This window comes from Amycolatopsis sp. NPDC028719 (genome assembly GCF_055565395.1).
Map to the genome: position 1 here is coordinate 35,024 of NZ_JBVHUL010000004.1, position 16,193 is coordinate 51,216.

The 16,193-nt window shown below is 67.9% G+C and carries 17 protein-coding genes; 9 read left to right on the top strand and 8 right to left on the bottom strand.

Going from position 1 to position 16,193, the window contains the following annotated elements:
• Positions 1-120: 120 nt before the first annotated feature.
• Together ACZ4TR_RS18605 and ACZ4TR_RS18610 are read right to left on the bottom strand one after the other, a co-directional pair.
• Positions 121-987: a DODA-type extradiol aromatic ring-opening family dioxygenase gene (locus tag ACZ4TR_RS18605; protein WP_465288169.1), complete on the bottom strand. Its 867-nt coding sequence runs from the start codon at positions 985-987 to the stop codon at positions 121-123.
• Between the two features lie 30 nt (positions 988-1,017).
• Positions 1,018-1,629, bottom strand: coding sequence for an NAD(P)-dependent oxidoreductase (locus tag ACZ4TR_RS18610; protein ID WP_465288170.1), 612 nt, complete (start codon positions 1,627-1,629; stop codon positions 1,018-1,020).
• Positions 1,630-1,744: 115 nt separating this feature from the next.
• On the opposite strand from ACZ4TR_RS18610, the gene ACZ4TR_RS18615 reads away from it, so the two are divergent.
• Positions 1,745-2,290: a MarR family winged helix-turn-helix transcriptional regulator gene (locus tag ACZ4TR_RS18615; protein ID WP_465288171.1), complete on the top strand. Its 546-nt coding sequence runs from the start codon at positions 1,745-1,747 to the stop codon at positions 2,288-2,290.
• A 113-nt stretch (positions 2,291-2,403) separates the two neighbouring features.
• Complete coding sequence (locus ACZ4TR_RS18620) at positions 2,404-3,330, top strand: SAM-dependent methyltransferase (RefSeq protein WP_465288172.1); 927 nt, start codon at positions 2,404-2,406, stop codon at positions 3,328-3,330.
• A 25-nt stretch (positions 3,331-3,355) separates the two neighbouring features.
• Here ACZ4TR_RS18620 and ACZ4TR_RS18625 read toward each other — a convergent pair whose 3' ends face one another.
• Positions 3,356-4,012 (bottom strand): TetR/AcrR family transcriptional regulator, encoded by a 657-nt coding sequence (locus ACZ4TR_RS18625; RefSeq protein WP_465288173.1) that lies wholly within the window; start codon positions 4,010-4,012, stop codon positions 3,356-3,358.
• Positions 4,013-4,137: 125 nt separating this feature from the next.
• Between ACZ4TR_RS18625 and ACZ4TR_RS18630 the strand changes: the two genes are divergently transcribed.
• The 5 genes from ACZ4TR_RS18630 to ACZ4TR_RS18650 all read left to right on the top strand — a co-directional run bounded on the left by ACZ4TR_RS18630 (position 4,138) and on the right by ACZ4TR_RS18650 (position 10,370).
• The gene (locus ACZ4TR_RS18630; protein WP_465288174.1) at positions 4,138-5,262 is read left to right on the top strand and encodes a VOC family protein; all 1,125 of its coding nucleotides are present in this window, start codon (positions 4,138-4,140) and stop codon (positions 5,260-5,262) included.
• Complete coding sequence (locus ACZ4TR_RS18635) at positions 5,259-6,191, top strand: fumarylacetoacetate hydrolase family protein (RefSeq protein ID WP_465288175.1); 933 nt, start codon at positions 5,259-5,261, stop codon at positions 6,189-6,191. Before ACZ4TR_RS18630 ends, ACZ4TR_RS18635 begins: the two co-directional genes overlap by 4 nt.
• Positions 6,192-6,245: 54 nt before the next feature.
• Positions 6,246-8,162, top strand: coding sequence for an acyl-CoA synthetase (locus tag ACZ4TR_RS18640; RefSeq protein WP_465288176.1), 1,917 nt, complete (start codon positions 6,246-6,248; stop codon positions 8,160-8,162).
• Entirely contained in the window at positions 8,159-9,943 is a 1,785-nt protein-coding gene (locus tag ACZ4TR_RS18645; protein WP_465288177.1) for an FAD-dependent monooxygenase, read from the top strand. The genes ACZ4TR_RS18640 and ACZ4TR_RS18645 overlap by 4 nt, the downstream gene beginning before the upstream one ends.
• 70 nt (positions 9,944-10,013) lie before the next feature.
• Positions 10,014-10,370 (top strand): DoxX family protein, encoded by a 357-nt coding sequence (locus ACZ4TR_RS18650; RefSeq protein ID WP_465288178.1) that lies wholly within the window; start codon positions 10,014-10,016, stop codon positions 10,368-10,370.
• Between the two features lie 28 nt (positions 10,371-10,398).
• On the opposite strand, the gene ACZ4TR_RS18655 is transcribed toward ACZ4TR_RS18650, so the two are convergent.
• Positions 10,399-11,298, bottom strand: coding sequence for a LysR family transcriptional regulator (locus ACZ4TR_RS18655; RefSeq protein WP_465288179.1), 900 nt, complete (start codon positions 11,296-11,298; stop codon positions 10,399-10,401).
• 87 nt (positions 11,299-11,385) lie between these two features.
• On the opposite strand from ACZ4TR_RS18655, the gene ACZ4TR_RS18660 reads away from it, so the two are divergent.
• Together ACZ4TR_RS18660 and ACZ4TR_RS18665 are read left to right on the top strand one after the other, a co-directional pair.
• A complete protein-coding gene (locus tag ACZ4TR_RS18660; protein ID WP_465288180.1) occupies positions 11,386-11,688 on the top strand; it encodes a putative antibiotic biosynthesis monooxygenase in 303 nt (100 codons plus the stop codon).
• Positions 11,688-12,209: a MauE/DoxX family redox-associated membrane protein gene (locus ACZ4TR_RS18665; protein WP_465288181.1), complete on the top strand. Its 522-nt coding sequence runs from the start codon at positions 11,688-11,690 to the stop codon at positions 12,207-12,209. Before ACZ4TR_RS18660 ends, ACZ4TR_RS18665 begins: the two co-directional genes overlap by 1 nt.
• Before the next feature lie 1,009 nt (positions 12,210-13,218).
• On the opposite strand, the gene qcrB is transcribed toward ACZ4TR_RS18665, so the two are convergent.
• The 4 genes from qcrB to catC form a co-directional block, all read right to left on the bottom strand.
• A complete protein-coding gene (qcrB, locus tag ACZ4TR_RS18670) occupies positions 13,219-14,820 on the bottom strand; it encodes a cytochrome bc1 complex cytochrome b subunit (protein WP_465288182.1) in 1,602 nt (533 codons plus the stop codon).
• Positions 14,817-15,293 carry a hypothetical protein gene (locus ACZ4TR_RS18675; RefSeq protein ID WP_465288183.1) on the bottom strand — a complete coding sequence of 159 codons (477 nt, stop codon included), beginning with the start codon at positions 15,291-15,293 and terminating at the stop codon, positions 14,817-14,819. The genes qcrB and ACZ4TR_RS18675 overlap by 4 nt, the downstream gene beginning before the upstream one ends.
• Positions 15,294-15,315: 22 nt before the next feature.
• Positions 15,316-15,798 carry an RrF2 family transcriptional regulator gene (locus ACZ4TR_RS18680; protein ID WP_465288184.1) on the bottom strand — a complete coding sequence of 161 codons (483 nt, stop codon included), beginning with the start codon at positions 15,796-15,798 and terminating at the stop codon, positions 15,316-15,318.
• Between the two features lie 106 nt (positions 15,799-15,904).
• Positions 15,905-16,192, bottom strand: a complete 288-nt coding sequence (gene catC / locus ACZ4TR_RS18685; protein ID WP_465288185.1) for a muconolactone Delta-isomerase — start codon at positions 16,190-16,192, stop codon at positions 15,905-15,907.
• Between the last annotated feature and the right edge of the window lies 1 nt (position 16,193).

Consider the following 16,193-nt stretch of genomic DNA (forward strand, 5'->3'; position numbering starts at 1 on the left):
TGGTGCACGGTCCATGTGCGTCCGTCTCCCGGCCCGCAAGTGGAGGACACTCACTTCGGCGGCCCGACCATGCCGGGCCGCCGCTCGTGTCGTGACAGTGAAGGTCTTCTCGTCGCGTGATCAGGCGACCTGGATCGAACGAATCGAGTTGTTCCCCACCATTCGGTCGATGGCGGTGACCGTCGATTCAGGACGGTCCGCTGCCCCGAGCGCCAGCAGGAGCGGAACGAAGTGTTCGGCCGTGGGATGGGCGACATCGGCACAAGGCGCCTTGACTCGGTAATCGGCGAGGGTGTCGACGTCACCCCTGCCGAGCGCCTCCGCCGCCCACGTGTCGAAGTCACGCATTGGCCCGGCGAGTTCGGGCCTGCGCAGGGCCTCGAAGCTGTGGGTCATGAAGCCGGAGCCGATTACGAGCACTCCTTCTTCCCGCAGGGACCGGAGGCGCTGTCCGAGTGAGAACAGCGCGACCGGGTCGAGGCTGGGCATGCTGAGCTGGACCACCGGCACGTCCGCGGCGGGATACATGGCCATGAGCGGGATGAACGCGCCGTGGTCGAGCCCGCGACGGGTGTGCTGGTGCACCTCCGCCGTCTCGGCCAGCGTGCCGACGACACGCCGGGCGAGAGCGGTGGCGTCCGGCGTGGGGTAGAGCAGCTTGTAGTACAGCGGGTGGAACCCGGTGAAGTCGTAGTGGAGCGGGGTGCCGATGGCCGGGTTGGTGACGGCGAGCGGTGCATCCTCCCAATGCGCGGAAACGATGACGACGCCTCGTGGCTTGGGCATGGACTGCGACCAGGTGAACAGGTCGTCCAGCCAGACCGGGTCATCAAGCGTGGGCGGAGCCCCGTGACTGACGAACAGGGCCGGGAGGGGCCCGTAGTCGCTCGTCCAGAGGCGCTGCGCGTACGCCTCGGGCAGGACGCGCGAGACGAGCGCGCGGTAGGCGCCCGCGGGGCTTTCCGGATAACGCGGGTCGTGGACCATGGATGTTCCCATTCTCGTGAGATGAAGGGCTTAGCCGGCGACAACCAGTGCCTGACGGAACCAGGCCGCGTCCGAAACCGACGCGAGCAGCCGCTCGGCGACGTCGGACCGGGTGACCGAGGTCCGCAGGCGGAGTGCGGCCGACGCGGGAAGCACCCTGGTCCGGCCGGCGGCGTGCCCGTTCGTCAGCCGGACCGCGTGCACGACCGTCCAATCGAGATCGGAAGCTCGCAGGAGCTCCTCGGCGGACGCCTTGTCCCTCAGCATCTCGCTCATGCTGAGCGCCGAGACGAGCTTCGCCGCACCGCTGAGCCGCGCGCGGAGTACCGCAAACGAAGACAGCACCACGACGCGGCGCACGCCACTCCGATCGGCGCCGGCGATGATGGCGCGGGTCGCGTCCGTCATGACGCTGCCTTTCGTCGCGCCCAGCGTGCTGATCACCACGTCCATCCCCGTCATCGCGTTCCCGACGTCGTGGGGATCCGTCGCCTGGCCGGTCACGACCTCCAGGCCCGGATGTGTGAGCGCGAGCTTCTCCGGCGAACGCACCAACACCCGGACACGGTGACCAGCAGCGAGTGCCTTGTCGACGAGCAGGGCACCGGTCGCGCCGGTGGCACCGAGCACCAATATCTTCATGACAGCCTCCTTGACTTGCAACTTTAAGTCAAAGTACGAGCGCTGACTTAAACTTGCAAGTCATCAGCACCGTGTCTCAGTTCACGCTTTAACTCATATGCGCTAAGATTCCGCCATGGCGAAGGCTTCGACGACACCGGAAAGTCGCGACGACGACGAAGACGTCTGCTGGCTCACGACGGAGGAGCGGCGAGCGTGGTTCGCCCTCGCCAGCCTCGTTTCCCGGCTCGACTCGGCCTTGGACACCCAGCTGCGGCGCGACTCCGGGATCAACCACTTCGACTACGTGGTGCTCGCCACGCTGTCGGACGCCCCCGATCGAACGATGCGCATGAGCGACCTCGCTTCCCTCTCTTCCGGGAGCCTTCCCCGCCTGTCGCAGGTGGCGGCCCGCCTGGAAAAGCGCGGCTGGCTGCGCCGGACGCCCGACCCCACCAACGGCCGGTACACGCTGGCCGTGCTCACCGACGCAGGCCAATCGGTCGTCATCAGCGCCGCGCCTGGCCACGTCCGCGAGGTCCGGCGGCTCGTGTTCGATCCCCTCACCAAGACCCAGGTGCAGCAGCTCGCCACCATCGGCCAGCGCATCGCCCGGACGATCGATCCCGCGGACCACTGGCTGGCCCGATCGACGGAAGCCCCGCAGCCCACTGGGGAATGAGTGCGGTTGGGCTCCCGGCCCACATCCGAGGCCGGGATTTGCGTTCCTGTCGCAGCTGCAGAGAATGGCCAGGGCGAATTTCCTCCCTTGCTTGTAGTCATTGTCACTGTGCATTGGCACTGGCTGTCGACGAAGCTGACGATGGCCTCATGAATGCACTGCAGCTTCCCGAAGGCGTCGGACTCACCGCGCTGTTCGCCGCTTACGCCCGTGCGCAGGAGACCCGCCGCGCCGATCGGCTGTTCGCCGATCCGCTGGCCGAGGAGTTCGTCGTGCGGGCGCTGGGCGTCAACGCGGACGGCAGCATCCTCCCCCGGCTCGGTCCGGCTCGGGAAGACGACTCATCGCACCTCTGGAACGGGCTCTACAGCCTGTTCTCCGGCCGCACGGGCTTTTACGACAGCTACATCCTCGAGCGAGTGGCGGCGGGCTGCCGGCAGGTGGTCCTGCCCGGCGCCGGTCTCGACACGAGGGCGTTTCGCCTTCCGCTCCCCGACGACTCGGTCGTCTACGAGGTCGACACACCCGGCGTTCTGGCCTTCAAGGCCAAGGTACTGGCCGACGTCGGCGCGGGCGCCGCGATCCAGCGAGTCTCGGTCGAGACGGACCTGCGCGACGACTGGCGCGGCGAACTGCTGACGGCCGGTTTCGACCCGAAAGCCCCGACAACCTGGCTGGCCGAAGGCCTGCTGATGTATTTCCGGCCGGCCGAGACCGACCGTTTCCTAGACGAGATCGGCGAACTGTCCGCCCCCGGCAGCTCACTGGCTGGCGAGTACCTCTCCCGCCGTACTCGCCTGACCGATATCCCGATCTCCGACGACAGCGACCGGGCGGTCGCGACGGTCTTCGTCACGTCCGACCAGGGAGGACCGGAACTCTGGCCGCCGTCCGAGTGGCTCACGGCCCACGGCTGGACCGGCGACGGTCCGGACCTCGTGGACGAGCTGAACCTCGCCGGGCGCCCTGTCCCCGAGCTGTTCGATCCGCACAAGCCCGACCCGCTGCGACTGCGCCTCTTCAGCGCGACATGTAACTAGCCGAGCACCACGCCGACCGCGATGATCACCCGTTCGGGTTCGCTGCGGGCAGTGGCCGGTACGCGATGGCGTGCGCGCTCCGCCGGTTCATCCCGAAACCCCGCAGGATCTGCTCGGCCAGTTCGCTGTCCGATTCGGCGTCCAGCAAGTCAGGGTGCTCCAGGCGCAGGTGGATCATCGAGAGCAGGGCACCACCCGCGGTGGCGAGAGCGACGCGCGGGTTCCGGACCTCGAACCTGCCGGCCTCGACTCCCATCTTGATGTGCCGCAGGGCCTGTGGAGCGAGGCCGCGGTCGGAGTCCAGGTACGGGAACCCCGCCCGAGCCAGGATGCGCGCCAGCTGGGGGTGGCTGTCGACCATCTGCACCGTCAACCGCAGGCAGGCCGAAAACAGCTCGGCCGGGTCGGAGATCCCCGACGTCAGCTCGTCGAGCATCCGGCCGTGCTCCTCGAGCGTGTCGATGATGGCGGCCTGGAACAGGTCCGCCTTGCTGTCGAAGTGGTTGTAGAACGAGCCGAAGCCGACGTCCGCCGCGTCGGTGATCTCCTTGATGCTGATCTCCAAGGAGCCGTGCTCGGCCAAGAACTCCCGGGCGGCGTCGACGAGCGCCCGATGGGTGCGCTCCTTGCGCCGATCCGTGCGCGTGGCAGGCGCAGTGCCTCCAACTGATGACGACGTCATCCCACGACTGTATCCGATATCAGTTCTGATGAAGCCCTTTGTGACGGCGGACCATTGCCACCACTCCTGTCACCTGTCATCGTTACTGATGAATTCATCAACACTGACTGAAGGGGTGTGGTCACGTGGCCACCCATAGCGACGTTCATGCCGGGTTGCACAGTGAGCACGGCAAGCTCCGCGGTGAGCACGCCGGCCGGTCGCTCAACCCGGTGGTCAAGGTTGCCGACCTGGCCTGGCTGACCTTCGAAAAGCCCGATCTCAGGCGCGCGGAGGAGTTCGCCCGCGACTTCGGATTCGCTGTCGCCGCCCGCGACGAGGACACCCTGTACCTGCGCGGCACGCTGCCGGGTACGCACTGCCTCGTCATCCGCCGCGCAGCGGCCTCTCGGTTCGTCGGCCCCACCTTCCGGGCGACCGACGCCGTTGACCTCCGCAAGCTGGCGATCGCCACCGGCACCGAGGTGCGGGACCTGAAGAGCCCCGGCGGTGGCCAGGTCGTCGACCTGACCGACCCCAGCGGCTTCCCGGTGCGCGTGGTGCACGGGATGGAAGAGCTGCCGGCGCTTCTGGAGCAGCGGCCGCTCACCCTCAACTTCGGCACGAAACCGACGCGATTCAACGACGTGCAGCGCCCGGCCCGCGAGCCGGCCCGCGTCCAGCGGCTCGGGCACGTCGTCCTGGAGACGACCGTGTTCCAGCGTGCCCTCGACTGGTACGTGGACACGCTGGGCTTGATCGTCAGCGACTTCCTGTTCGTGGACGGCCAGCGTGACCGAGGACCGACCATGGCGTTCATGCGGTGCGACCGCGGCAACGAGCCCGCCGACCACCACACCCTGGCGATGCACCTGGGTTTGAACACGGGGTACGTGCACTCCGCCTACCAGGTGGCCGACCTCGACGCGCTCGCGGCCGGCGGCGAGTTCCTGACCGAGCGCGGCTACCGGCGAACCTGGGGAATAGGCAGGCACATCCTGGGCAGCCAGCTGTTCGACTACTGGCAGGACCCGGACCGGTTCATGGTCGAACACTTCGCCGACGGCGACCTCTTCGACTGCTCGGTCGAACCCGGCTGGCAGAAGATGTCCGCGAGCGGACTGGCGCAGTGGGGACCGCCCGTGACGAAGGAGTTCCTCGGCACCACCCCGTCCCCGAAACTGCTGCGTTCCCTCTTCGACGCGTTGCGCGGTGACAACGAGATCGATCCCTCCCGCCTCGTGGGCCTGATGAAAGCGATGAACAAATGAGCGTCAACGTCCTGCGCACCGGCGACGGATGGTGGGTCGAGCACGACGGCAAGGCCGCCGCGGTCGACACCGCAGCCCGGACGACAGCCGAACTGCTTGCCGACCGTCAGGCCGTCGATGCGGCCGCCGCGGAGCAGACCGGGCTCGTCGATGTATCCGGACTGGACCTGCTGTCGCCGGTCACGACGCCCGCCCGCATCGTGGCGCAGATGGTGAACTACCGGTCGCACGCCAAGGATTCGGGGTTCGACCCGGCCAAGGTCACCACGACCTTCTTCCGGAAGGCGTCCGGCTCGGTCAGCGGCCCGAACGACACGATCGTCACACCGAAGCACGTCCGGCTGCTCGACTACGAGGTCGAGCTCGGTCTCGTGATCGGCAGCCCGCTCGCGATCGACACTCGGGTCCGCGAGGAAGACCTGTCGCGGTACGTCGCCGGGTTCGTGGTCACCAACGACGTCTCGGCACGCGACGTCCAACTGAGCAAGGGCCAGTTCTACGAAAGCAAGTCATACCCGACATTCACGCCCGTCGGACCGCGCCTGACTCTGGTCGATTCCGCCGATCTGCGATCCTTCGGCGATCTGCGGCTCCAGCTGTGGGTCAACGACGTGCTCCGGCAGGACTCCACGACGGCCGACATGATCACCCGTCCGGCCGAGGCACTCACCCGGCTGGCCCGGTTCCAAACCCTCGACCCCGGTGACCTCGTCCTCACCGGGACGCCCGGTGGCACGGCGCTCAAGGCACCGTCGGCGCTGGTGACGAAGGTGGCTGGCCTGCTGCCGGAGGACATCAAGTGGAAGCTCTTCTTCAAGGGCCAGGCCGCCAATCCTGGCTACCTGAACGCCGGTGACGTCGTCACGGCTCGCATCGCCACTCCCGGCGGCGCCATCGACCTCGGCACGCAGCGCACCGCCGTCAAGTGAACCTCCGGCCTGCCGACCCGGCGGCCGTGATCCCCCGTCCCGGAGGTTTGTCCCATGACTGCACCCACCTCTGCTCTGTCGTGGCCTCGTTTCGACCGGCCTGAGGACCTCACCGCGATCGAAGCGGTACCCCTCGCTGACCGCGATCTCCCGCCGAGCACCTACGAATTGCTTCGCCACGCGGCTGAGACCTGGCCGGACGCGCCGGCTGTCAGCGCGCTGCCCTCAGTGGCTCGCTGGCAGGAACCAGTCCGCTTCACCTACGCCGAGCTGGCCGAACGCGTGCGGCGGATCGCGCACGTCCTGCTCGGGCTGGGCATCGGGCGCGGCGACGCGGTCACGGTGCTCGCTCCCAACACGAGCGCGGTGCTCGCCGCCACCCTGGCTGCAGAAGCGGTGGGCATCGCCGCGCCGATCAACCCCGGACTCGCTCCCGCGCAGGTCCGGGAACTGCTGGAGATCGCGGGAGCACGCGTGCTGGTCGTGGCCGGGCCCGAGCTGGACGCGGACCTGTGGGAGGAGGCTCTGCAACTGGCCAGGCGGGGTGACGTGACCGCGGTCCTGGCCATCCGGCCGGACGGCGCAGAGGGTTCCGGACTCGACCTCCCCGACATGCCGGGCCTGGTCATCGGCTACCTGGACGAGCTCGCCGCGGCTGCATCCTCCGCGGAACTGCCGGCGTCGAGCCTGCCGGCGGCTCACGACATCGCCAGCTACTTCCACACCGGAGGAAGCACCGGCACGCCGAAGGTCGCCGCCCACACCCACGCCAACGAGGTCACCATGGCGTGGACCCTGGCTGCGTGCACCGGCGAAGACGCCCCCGCGCTGTTCGCCGGGCTCCCGCTGTTCCACGTCAACGCCTTGCTCGTGACCGGGCTCGCGCCGTTGTTCAAGGGACAGCACGTCGTCTGGGCGGGACCGCTGGGATACCGCGATCCCGACCTGTACGGGGTGTTCTGGCGGCTCGTCGAGCGCTACCGGATCAGCGCGATGTCCGCGGTCCCGACCGTGTACGCCGCCCTCGGTCAGGTGCCGGTCGACGCCGACATCTCCAGCCTCACCTTTCCCATGGTCGGCGCCGCTCCCCTGCCCGCGGCAGTGCGCACCCGGTTCCTGGAGCACACCGGCGTCGAGCTGTGCGAGGGCTATGGCCTGACCGAAGCGACGGCGGCCTCCGCGAGGTCGTACGCCGGCGCGTTCCGCCCGGGTACGGTCGGGCAGCGGCTGCCGTACCAGCAGATCAAGGCCGTGCACATCGACGGCGAAACGGGCGCCTGGACCGACCTCCCGCCCGGGGCGACCGGCGTGCTGATGATCAGCGGGCCGACCGTGTTCCCGGGGTACGTGCGGGTCACCGCCGAAGGGCGCGTGCCCGACCCCACGCGCAAGGTCGTCGACGGCTGGCTCGACACCGGAGACCTCGGCAGCGTCGACACCGACGGCTTCGTCCGCCTGACCGGCCGCGCCAAGGACCTCATCATCCGCGGCGGCCACAACATCGACCCCGCCGTGATCGAAGAAGCCCTGCTCGCGCACCCCGCCGTGACCGCGGCCGCAGCCGTCGGGATGCCTGACCGACGGGTCGGCGAACTACCGGCCGCTTACGTGACCCTCCGGCCCGGCACCGACGTGACCGGCGCGGAGATCGCCACCTGGTCCGCGGACCAGGTGGCCGATCGAGCGGCCGTGCCTCAAGACGTTCACGTGATCGACGAGATTCCGCTGACTCGCGTCGGCAAGCCGTTCAAGCCCGCACTGCGTCAGGACATCGTGCGCCGCGTCATCGAAGCCGAGCTCGCCGCGGCGGGCCTCAGCGAGAGCGTGCGGGTGACCGTCGCACTCGAAGCGGACCAGGTCGTCGCGGTGTTCGGCAGCGTCGGCGGACCACTTCCGGACAGCTTCATCGAAGTACTCGACAGCTACACCTTCACCTGGCGACTCGCCGAGGACCAAAGGAGCATTCAATGACCACCCGAACCGCAGACCTCGAGGTCCCGGTCCTGATCGTCGGCGGCGGCGGCGCCGGCCTGACGGCGTCGATGCTGCTTTCGCAGCTCGGGGTCGAGACTCTGCTGATCAACGCCTGGCCGCACACCTCCATCCTCCCGAAGGCGCACGTGCTCAACCAGCGCACGATGGAGATCTTCCGCGGACTGGGTGCCGACGACGCCGTCTACGAGCGGGGCTGCCCGCCTGAGCAGATGGCATACACGGCCTGGTACGCAGGGTTGCGTGGCGACGACCCCGACGTCGGCCGGCAGTACGGCCGGATGGAAGCTTGGGGATGCGGCGGGACGAACCCCGCATGGGCGGCCGCCAGTGCGTGCCACCAGACCAACCTGCCCCAGATCCGGCTGGAGCCACTGCTCAAGCAACGCGCCGAGGAACTCGGACCGGACCGCCTGCGGTTCAACCACGAGGCCATTGCGATCGAGCAGGACGAAGACGGCGTCACGACGACCGTCCGCGACAAGGAATCCGGGAACGAGTACCGCGTCCGCAGCCGGTTCCTGCTCGGGTGCGACGGCGGCCGGACCGTCGGACCGTCGATCGGTGTCAAGCTCGACGGCATCAGGGACGTCGTCCGGATGGTGTCCGTCCACATCACTGCTGACCTTTCCGAGTGGGCCCGGGACGACGACGTCCTGCTCCGCTGGATGCAGGCGCCGAACGTCGGTCTTGGCGTGGTTTTGGCGCCGATGGGCCCCGACCACTGGGGTCCGAAATCCGAGGAGTGGGTCTGCCACTTGAACTACCTCTCGGACGACAGCCGGGCCATGGACGATGAGGGGGTCGTGGCGGACATGCGTACCGCGCTCGGCCTGGCCGACCACGAGATCGAGGTCCACGTCATCTCCCGCTGGTCTGTGGAGGGGGTGCTGGCCGACCGGTTCCAGGACGGCCGGATCTTCCTGCTCGGCGATGCCGCCCACCGGCACCCGCCGACCGGCGGGCTCGGCCTCAACTCGGCAATCCAGGACGCGCACAACATCGCCTGGAAGCTGGCTGCCGTCCTGGGTGGGCACGCCGAAGAAGGACTGCTCGACACCTACGAAGCCGAGAGGAAGCCCACCACGGCCCGCAACGTGCAGCGTTCGCTGGACAACGCCCTCAACCACCTGACCACCACGGCTCAGCTCGGCATGAGCCCGGAAGTCGGCGTCGAGCACAACTGGGCGGCGATGCGCCGGATCTGGAGTGACCGCGACGAGGACGCCGAGCTGCGTGCCGCCATGCGACGCGGAATCGCCGACCAGTCGATGGAATTCGACGAGCACAACGTCGAGTACGGCTACACCTACGATTCGGCGGCCATCGTCCCCGACGGTAGCCCCGAACGGCACAACCCCGACCCGATCCGGATCTACCAGCCGGGCACGCGGCCCGGCGAGCCCCTCCCGCACTCGTGGCTCGAAGACTTCGAGGGCCACCGCCTGCCCACGATGGACCTCGTGCGACCGGGGCACTTCCTGTTGATCGCCGGTGAACAGGGGACGGACTGGGTGGAGGCGGCTCGTAAGGTCGCCACCGCCCTCGACGTGCCCCTCGACGCCATCACGGTCGGGCACTCCGACGGGGACTTCTTCGACCCCAACTCGACCTGGAACCGTCATCGCGAGATCACTGAGCGAGGCGCGCTGCTCGTCCGCCCGGACCGGTTCGTCGCCTGGCGCTCGGCCGCCGAGGCCGCCGACCCCGCTGCGGAGCTGACGAGCGCATTCTCCCGGATCCTCGCGCTCACAGCCTGACTGCCCGTGCGGGACGTGCGCGCCGAGCGCTCGTCCCGCACGGCTCTTCGAAACCTTCAAGGAGATCCACGTGGACATCGTTGTCATCGCGCTGTCGGCGGTTCTAGCTCTCGGCTTCCTCAGTCTGGGCGGGGCGAAGATGCGCGGAGTGCCGCAGATGGCCGACAACGCGGCACATCTGGGCTACCAGCTCGGCACGTTCAGGGCGATCGGAGTGCTCGAGGCCGCAGGGGCGGCCGGCCTCGTCATCGGGATCTTCTGGCCGCCTCTGGGCATCGCAGCCGCAGCAGGCCTCGTCGCGCTGCTCGTGGGAGCTGCCGTGGCGCACCTGCGTGCCAAGGACGAGCTGCGGAGTGTCGTGCCGGCCGCCCTCTTCGGAGTTCTGCTGCTGGTACTGCTCGTCCTTCAGATCTTGCCGAGAGGCTGAGCCGGTGGCGTGACTCTCGCTCACTTGGTCAACGTCCATCGACGCGACGCTGAGCCACCACGTGGCGCGCCGCATCGATGAAGGCCAGGCACACCGGATCGGTCTCATCCGAGTGCCAGGCCAGCGCCACCCGGCTGACCGGCAGGCCGGTCAAGGGAACGTAGGCGACTCCCGGCCGGGGAAAGTAGTCGGCAGCCGCGGCGGTGGTCAGGGTGATCGCCCGGCCTCCCGCCACGGCCAGCAGCTCTTCGTCGATATCGCCAACCTCGATGAGGCGTGGCGCGGGGCGGTCACCCCGCACGGCGCCCGCGTACCAGAACTCGGCCCACACCGGATCGGGAGTGCGCCGCACGATCACCGCTTCGTCGAGCAATTCGGCGACGTCGATGCTTTCGCGGCCGGCGTACGGATGGTCGGCGCGTAGCCCGGCTACCCGTCGTTCGGAGAGCAGGGGCAGGAGCCGCAACCCACGCGAGCGGAACGGCGGACGGACGAACGCGAGCTGGACGTCCCGGTTTTGCAAGCCTGCCGACGGATCTTCCCAGCCGTACCGGCGCAACCCGACTTCGACTCGCGAGTTCTCACTGCGAAAACGATCCACGATCGCCGCGGTCAGCTCTCCCGCGGCGACTCCGTAGAACCCGACCCACAGCTGCCCGCCGTGACCGGCCTGTCGGCATTCCTGTTCTGCGTCCGTCATGAGACGAAGGATTTCCCTTGCGCGCTCCGTGAAGCGAGCACCCGCTTCAGTGCAGGACACAGACCGGGTAGTCCGTTGGAACAGTGCGACGTCGAGGTGCCGTTCGATCGCCTTGACGCGCGCCGAAAGGGCAGGTTGCGACATGTGCAACTGTTCCGCTGCACGAGAGAAGTTGAGTGTGTCGGCAACCGCGACCACATACCGAAGGTGCCGTATCTCAAGATCCATAACCCCACGCTACTGAATCCGCCGGGCTTGGTCTTTCCCTTGTGCACATTCCACTCTTAGGGTCGAGCCCAAAGCACGAGGAGTTTCATGCGTACTTCCACCCCGAGCCCCGACCAGCCCGGCAGCAAGCCCGCCAGGTGGCAGCTGGCGGTCTTGTCGTTCATCGGGCTCTACCCGCTGGTGATGTTGTCCTCCTTGGCCATCTCGGCCTGGGTTCCCTGGCTCACGCTGCCGGAGCGGACGCTACTGGTGGTCGCCGCCGTGGTCCCGACAATGACCTATCTCGTCAATCCTCTGCTGCACCGCGTGGCTCATCCGTGGCTGCACCGCGGCCGTCACGCCGCGCGACCGCCTGCCGCGCAGGCTCTCTCGCCGAACAAGGAGTCCTGATGTCCGGGTTGCGCCGAGCGCACCGCCGGCTCGAGCACGCTCCACATCGGGAGCCGGCTTGGACCGTCGCGACCGTCTTCGCCCGCATGACGCTCTCACCGGGATTCCTGTCGGCTGTGGCCGACAGGATGGGTCTATGGGGACCCGCCCACAGCGGCTCGGTCACCTGGGGCGACTTCGCTTCCTTTGTCGAGTACACGCAGAAACTCGCGCCGTACCTGCCCAGCGGGATGGTCCACGTCACCGCGTGGGTCGCGACTGCCATGGAGCTGGTCCTGGGCCTGAGCCTGCTGGCGGGGATAGCCGTGCGGTGGTCGGCGTGGGCCGCGACCGGGCTTCTGCTCGTGTTCGCCATGTCGATGGGCATCTTCGTCAACTGGGAGGCGCCGCTCAGCGCTTCGGTCTTCCCGGCCTGTGCCGCGGCCGCCCTGCTCGCGCTGGCCCCGGTACGCACGTTCGCACTCAGCCTCGACCGCCTCCGCACCGCGAAGCGAAAAGTCCGACCGGCCGAGGCCGTCTGACGGTCGGAAGCTGCCTGGAGTCCTGCCGCGCGGTCGGACCTTCTACGACAGCCCGGGTTGCGCCGCTGTTCCGCCAAGTGCTCGACGAGGTCGCCGAGAGGGTCGACGCACAGCATCGACCCGGGCCTGTTCACGGGCAGTGCGGGCAAGACGTTTTTCCACGTGCGCCAGTACGAAGTGACGGGCGACGACCGGCACCTTGACGCCGCGTGGCGGGCCACCGCCGACGGCTCGCCCATGGCCGGACAGTCTCCGCCGGCGAGACGAAAACGACCTCCGCGGTCGGTTGTTCCTTACCTGGACTCTGGAAGCGCCGACGTCCCTGCTGGGCTGCGCCTGGCGGTGTCGGTAGCGATCACCATTCTCCCCAGCTTGTACGGAGGCGGAGGCCGAGGCAGGGCACAACAGCACGCTCACTCGCCGACTCGGCCACGCCGTCCCAGCTCAGCCGGCGTCCTCGCGGCGTTGAACGCCGCGCAGGGCGCGCGGGGCGATGTCGACCGAAGCCTGGTTCCACGCCTGACCGAGACTCCCGATGAAGCGCTCTCGGGTATGGGAAGAAGACGTACCAGACATTCGAGGTTCTGGAGCTCAGGCATGTCGACCGACCAGGCCAAAACACTGGAGCCGTCCGGCGCCAATTCCCGTCGAGGCGTCAGCCGGGACCGTGCGCAACGGCCTTGGCGCGGCGAGGTCCTCCAGCATGACGACGGCGAGAGCTTCGGACACGGCGGTAGGGTTCTCGGCTTCTTCCCACTCCCCTTGGCCATCATCCACGTCGCATCCCGACCGGAGTAGTACCTGGAGAAGTTGTCCGCCGGGTCCTCGAGTATCGAACACCGCGATCGACTCCACGTCTTCGGCGCGGCCCGCGCTCACCGAGCGGGCCGCGCCGCAGTTTAGGATCTGCCGACTGTCCTGCCGCGGCTGCCCGGCGACCTGGTCTTGACCACAGCCCGTTTCGCCACGATCCGGGCCACGTCGAAAACTACCCTTCGACTGACGCCGTTCAGTGCTTGCCGTCGCTCCGGGCACGCTTGAGAGCAGCCGTCTCCCCCGCCGGGTCCGGAGTCAGCAACGACCCGGGAACCGCGTGCCCGGCAGCGCCCAGCTGGTTCATCCGCTTCGGCACGGTCGCGCCCTGGTACTCCAGGGGAACGGGGTGACCACGGTCGTCGACCTCACTCAGCGGCTGGTGGATCTCCAAGTACCCGCCGGACGGTGTCCGCGTGATGATGCCTGTCTCGACGCCGTGGTCCAGGACCTCGCGGTCCGCGCGCTGCAGACCGAGGCAGATCCGGTACGTGACGAAGTACATCAGCGGAGGCACGACCAGCACACCGATCCGGCCCGCCCAGGTCGTCGCGTTCAGTGAGATGTCGAACTGGTCGGCGATGATGTCGTTGAACCCGGACAGCTCGATGACCATGAAGAACCCGAACGCCATCATGCCCAAGGAGGTCCGCACCGGTGCGTCACGAGGACGCTGCAGGATGTTGTGGTGGGCGGTGTCCTTCGAAAGCCGCCGTTCGAGCCACGGGTAGGTCAACAGCAAGGTGAACAGCAGCGGCATGCCGATGGCGCCGGGGAAGAACACGGCCGGGATCGTGTAGTTCCCGAGGTAGACCTCCCAGGCCGGCCAGATCCGCAGCAGACCGTCCGCCCAAGCCAGGTACCAGTCCGGTTGCGAACCGGCGGAAACCTGCGAAGGGTTGTACGGCCCGAGGTTCCAGATGGGGTTGATCTGGAACAGCCCGGCGAGCAGGGCGAGCACCCCGGTGACGATCACGAAGAAGGCGGTCGCCTTCAGCGCGAACGCGGGGAAGATGCGGATGCCGACGACGTTCGTTTCCTTGCGCTTCGCACCGGGGAACTGCGTGTGCTTCTGGTACCAGACGATGCCCAGGTGCGCCGCGATCAACGCGAGCATGATGCCGGGCAGGATCAGGATGTGGATCGTGTAGAGCCGCGGGATGATCTGGTTGCCGGGAAACTCGCCGCCGAACAGTCCCCAGTGGATCCACGTGCCGATCAGCGGGATCGAGAGGATGATCCCGGAAAGGGTGGCGCGGATGCCGGTGCCGGACAGCAGGTCGTCCGGGAGCGAGTAGCCGAAGAAGCCCTCGAACATGCCGAGGATCAGCAGGGTGGCACCGATCAGCCAGGTCCCCTCGCGAGGACGGCGGAACGCGCCCGTGAAGAAGACGCGGCACATGTGGACCGACATGGCGGCGACGAAGATCAACGCCGACCAGTGGTGCAGCTGACGCATGAACAAGCCGCCGCGAACCTCGAACGAGATGTCCAGCGTGCTCTGGAACGCGCGCGACATCTCCAAGCCCTGCATGTTCGTGAAGCTGCCGTGGTAGACGACTTCCTCCATCGAGGGGTCGAAGAACAACGTCAGGTAGATCCCCGTCACCAGCAGCACGATGAACGCGTACAGCCCGATTTCGCCGAGCAGGAAAGACCAGTGCGTCGGGAACGCCTTGTTGAACTGGTGCCGCAGCCCCCTCGAGACGCGGTAGCGCTGGTCGACCCAGTCCGCGGCGGCACCGGCGGCCTCCAGCGCGCGGGAGTCGCCCTTCGTCGGTGTGGTCAGCGAGCTCATGAGATCCGCACCCTCCTGCGGAGGACGGCGTAGGCCAGCGCGGTGCCGAAGAGCTCCAGGATCGCCAGCAGTACGGCCGAAAGGTCGAACGGCATCGCCCAGCGGCCCGCGGTCGCGAAGTGGACGTGCCGGATGTTGTCTTCGGTGCCGGACAGGAAGTGGAAGTAGGTACCGAAGACGAACGCGCCGGCCATCGAGACGACCACGAGCACGGCTCCCGCACGTCCGGGGTGCCGGTAGTGGCGGTAGATCCCGTAGACCGACACCAGGATGACCGCGGCCGCGTACGTCACTTGCCCGACGCTCGAGGCGATGCCCCCGCCGACGTGCGCAATCCCGTGCAGGCCCGCGAGCACCAAATGGGCGATGACCACGGTGAGCATCAGGCGGTCGATCCTCGCGACCAGTGGCGGGTCCTTCACAACGGCCTTGCCGTTCACCCGGGGTACCACCCCGGACCCGTGTTCGATCATCAGTTGTCCCTTTCGAGCAGCGTCAGCCACGGGCGTACGCGCGGCGCGCCACGTCTGCGATGGTCGGTGCGTGGAGCTCCGCCTCGGCTCTCACGTCCGCGATGGTCTGCGCGGCCAGCGACTTGCGCCACGCCAGCTCGGCGCGCTGCATTGCCCCGTTCACCGCGCAGGGGTGACGGAACGACATTTCACCCAGCCCGGCCCCCATGCCCCGCCGGCGGATGTCCGTGCACTGAAAGAGCGGCTCCGGCCCTTCGATCGCCGCGACGACGTCCATCAGCGTGATCTTCTCGGCGGGGCGCGCGAGCCGGAATCCGCCGCGCGCGCCGGGGAGCGACTCGAGGAGCCCCGCTTTGACCAAGGCCTGAAGCTGCTTGTTCAGGTAGGCCTGAGGCAGTTCGTAACTGGCCGACAGTCGCGCCGACGGGACGGGGTCTCCGCCGTCGGCCCAGGCGAGCGAGAGCAGCACGTGTACGGCCCACTCGACGCCCTGGTTCATCCTCATGAACCTGGATATTAATTATCCTGGACATTGAGTGTCAACATTGCGTCCCTCACCAAGGCGGCAGCCGGGATACCGGCAGCAGCCCTGGTGAGGCCGGAAGTCACGCTCACGGCTCGCCCGCGACGACGGACGGATGGGGAGCCAGTGGCGTGACTTCGACACGCATGTACTCGAACAACGGCAGGTTCCACAGCAGTTCGTGCAGCTCGGCGTTGCCCGCGACGTCGAACACGCTGAGGTTCGAATACTCGCCGACCACCCGCCACAGGTGCACCCACTTCCCGGCACGCTGGAGTTCCTGACTGTAGGCCTTTTCAGTGGCGAGGAGCTCCTCCCTGACTTGAGGGTCGAGGTTCCGCGGCAGCTCCACGGCCATCCGCACGGCGAACAGCATC

Coding starts and splice junctions, on each gene's coding strand:
- ACZ4TR_RS18605 (WP_465288169.1), bottom strand. CDS start 987: ATGGTCCACGACCCGCGTTATCCGGAAAGCCCCGCGGGCGCCTACCGC.
- ACZ4TR_RS18610 (WP_465288170.1), bottom strand. CDS start 1,629: ATGAAGATATTGGTGCTCGGTGCCACCGGCGCGACCGGTGCCCTGCTC.
- ACZ4TR_RS18615 (WP_465288171.1), top strand. CDS start 1,745: ATGGCGAAGGCTTCGACGACACCGGAAAGTCGCGACGACGACGAAGAC.
- ACZ4TR_RS18625 (WP_465288173.1), bottom strand. CDS start 4,012: ATGACGTCGTCATCAGTTGGAGGCACTGCGCCTGCCACGCGCACGGAT.
- ACZ4TR_RS18635 (WP_465288175.1), top strand. CDS start 5,259: ATGAGCGTCAACGTCCTGCGCACCGGCGACGGATGGTGGGTCGAGCAC.
- ACZ4TR_RS18640 (WP_465288176.1), top strand. CDS start 6,246: ATGACTGCACCCACCTCTGCTCTGTCGTGGCCTCGTTTCGACCGGCCT.
- ACZ4TR_RS18645 (WP_465288177.1), top strand. CDS start 8,159: ATGACCACCCGAACCGCAGACCTCGAGGTCCCGGTCCTGATCGTCGGC.
- ACZ4TR_RS18655 (WP_465288179.1), bottom strand. CDS start 11,298: ATGGATCTTGAGATACGGCACCTTCGGTATGTGGTCGCGGTTGCCGAC.
- ACZ4TR_RS18660 (WP_465288180.1), top strand. CDS start 11,386: ATGCGTACTTCCACCCCGAGCCCCGACCAGCCCGGCAGCAAGCCCGCC.
- ACZ4TR_RS18665 (WP_465288181.1), top strand. CDS start 11,688: ATGTCCGGGTTGCGCCGAGCGCACCGCCGGCTCGAGCACGCTCCACAT.
- qcrB (WP_465288182.1), bottom strand. CDS start 14,820: ATGAGCTCGCTGACCACACCGACGAAGGGCGACTCCCGCGCGCTGGAG.
- ACZ4TR_RS18675 (WP_465288183.1), bottom strand. CDS start 15,293: ATGATCGAACACGGGTCCGGGGTGGTACCCCGGGTGAACGGCAAGGCC.
- ACZ4TR_RS18680 (WP_465288184.1), bottom strand. CDS start 15,798: ATGAGGATGAACCAGGGCGTCGAGTGGGCCGTACACGTGCTGCTCTCG.
- catC (WP_465288185.1), bottom strand. CDS start 16,192: ATGCTGTTCGCCGTGCGGATGGCCGTGGAGCTGCCGCGGAACCTCGAC.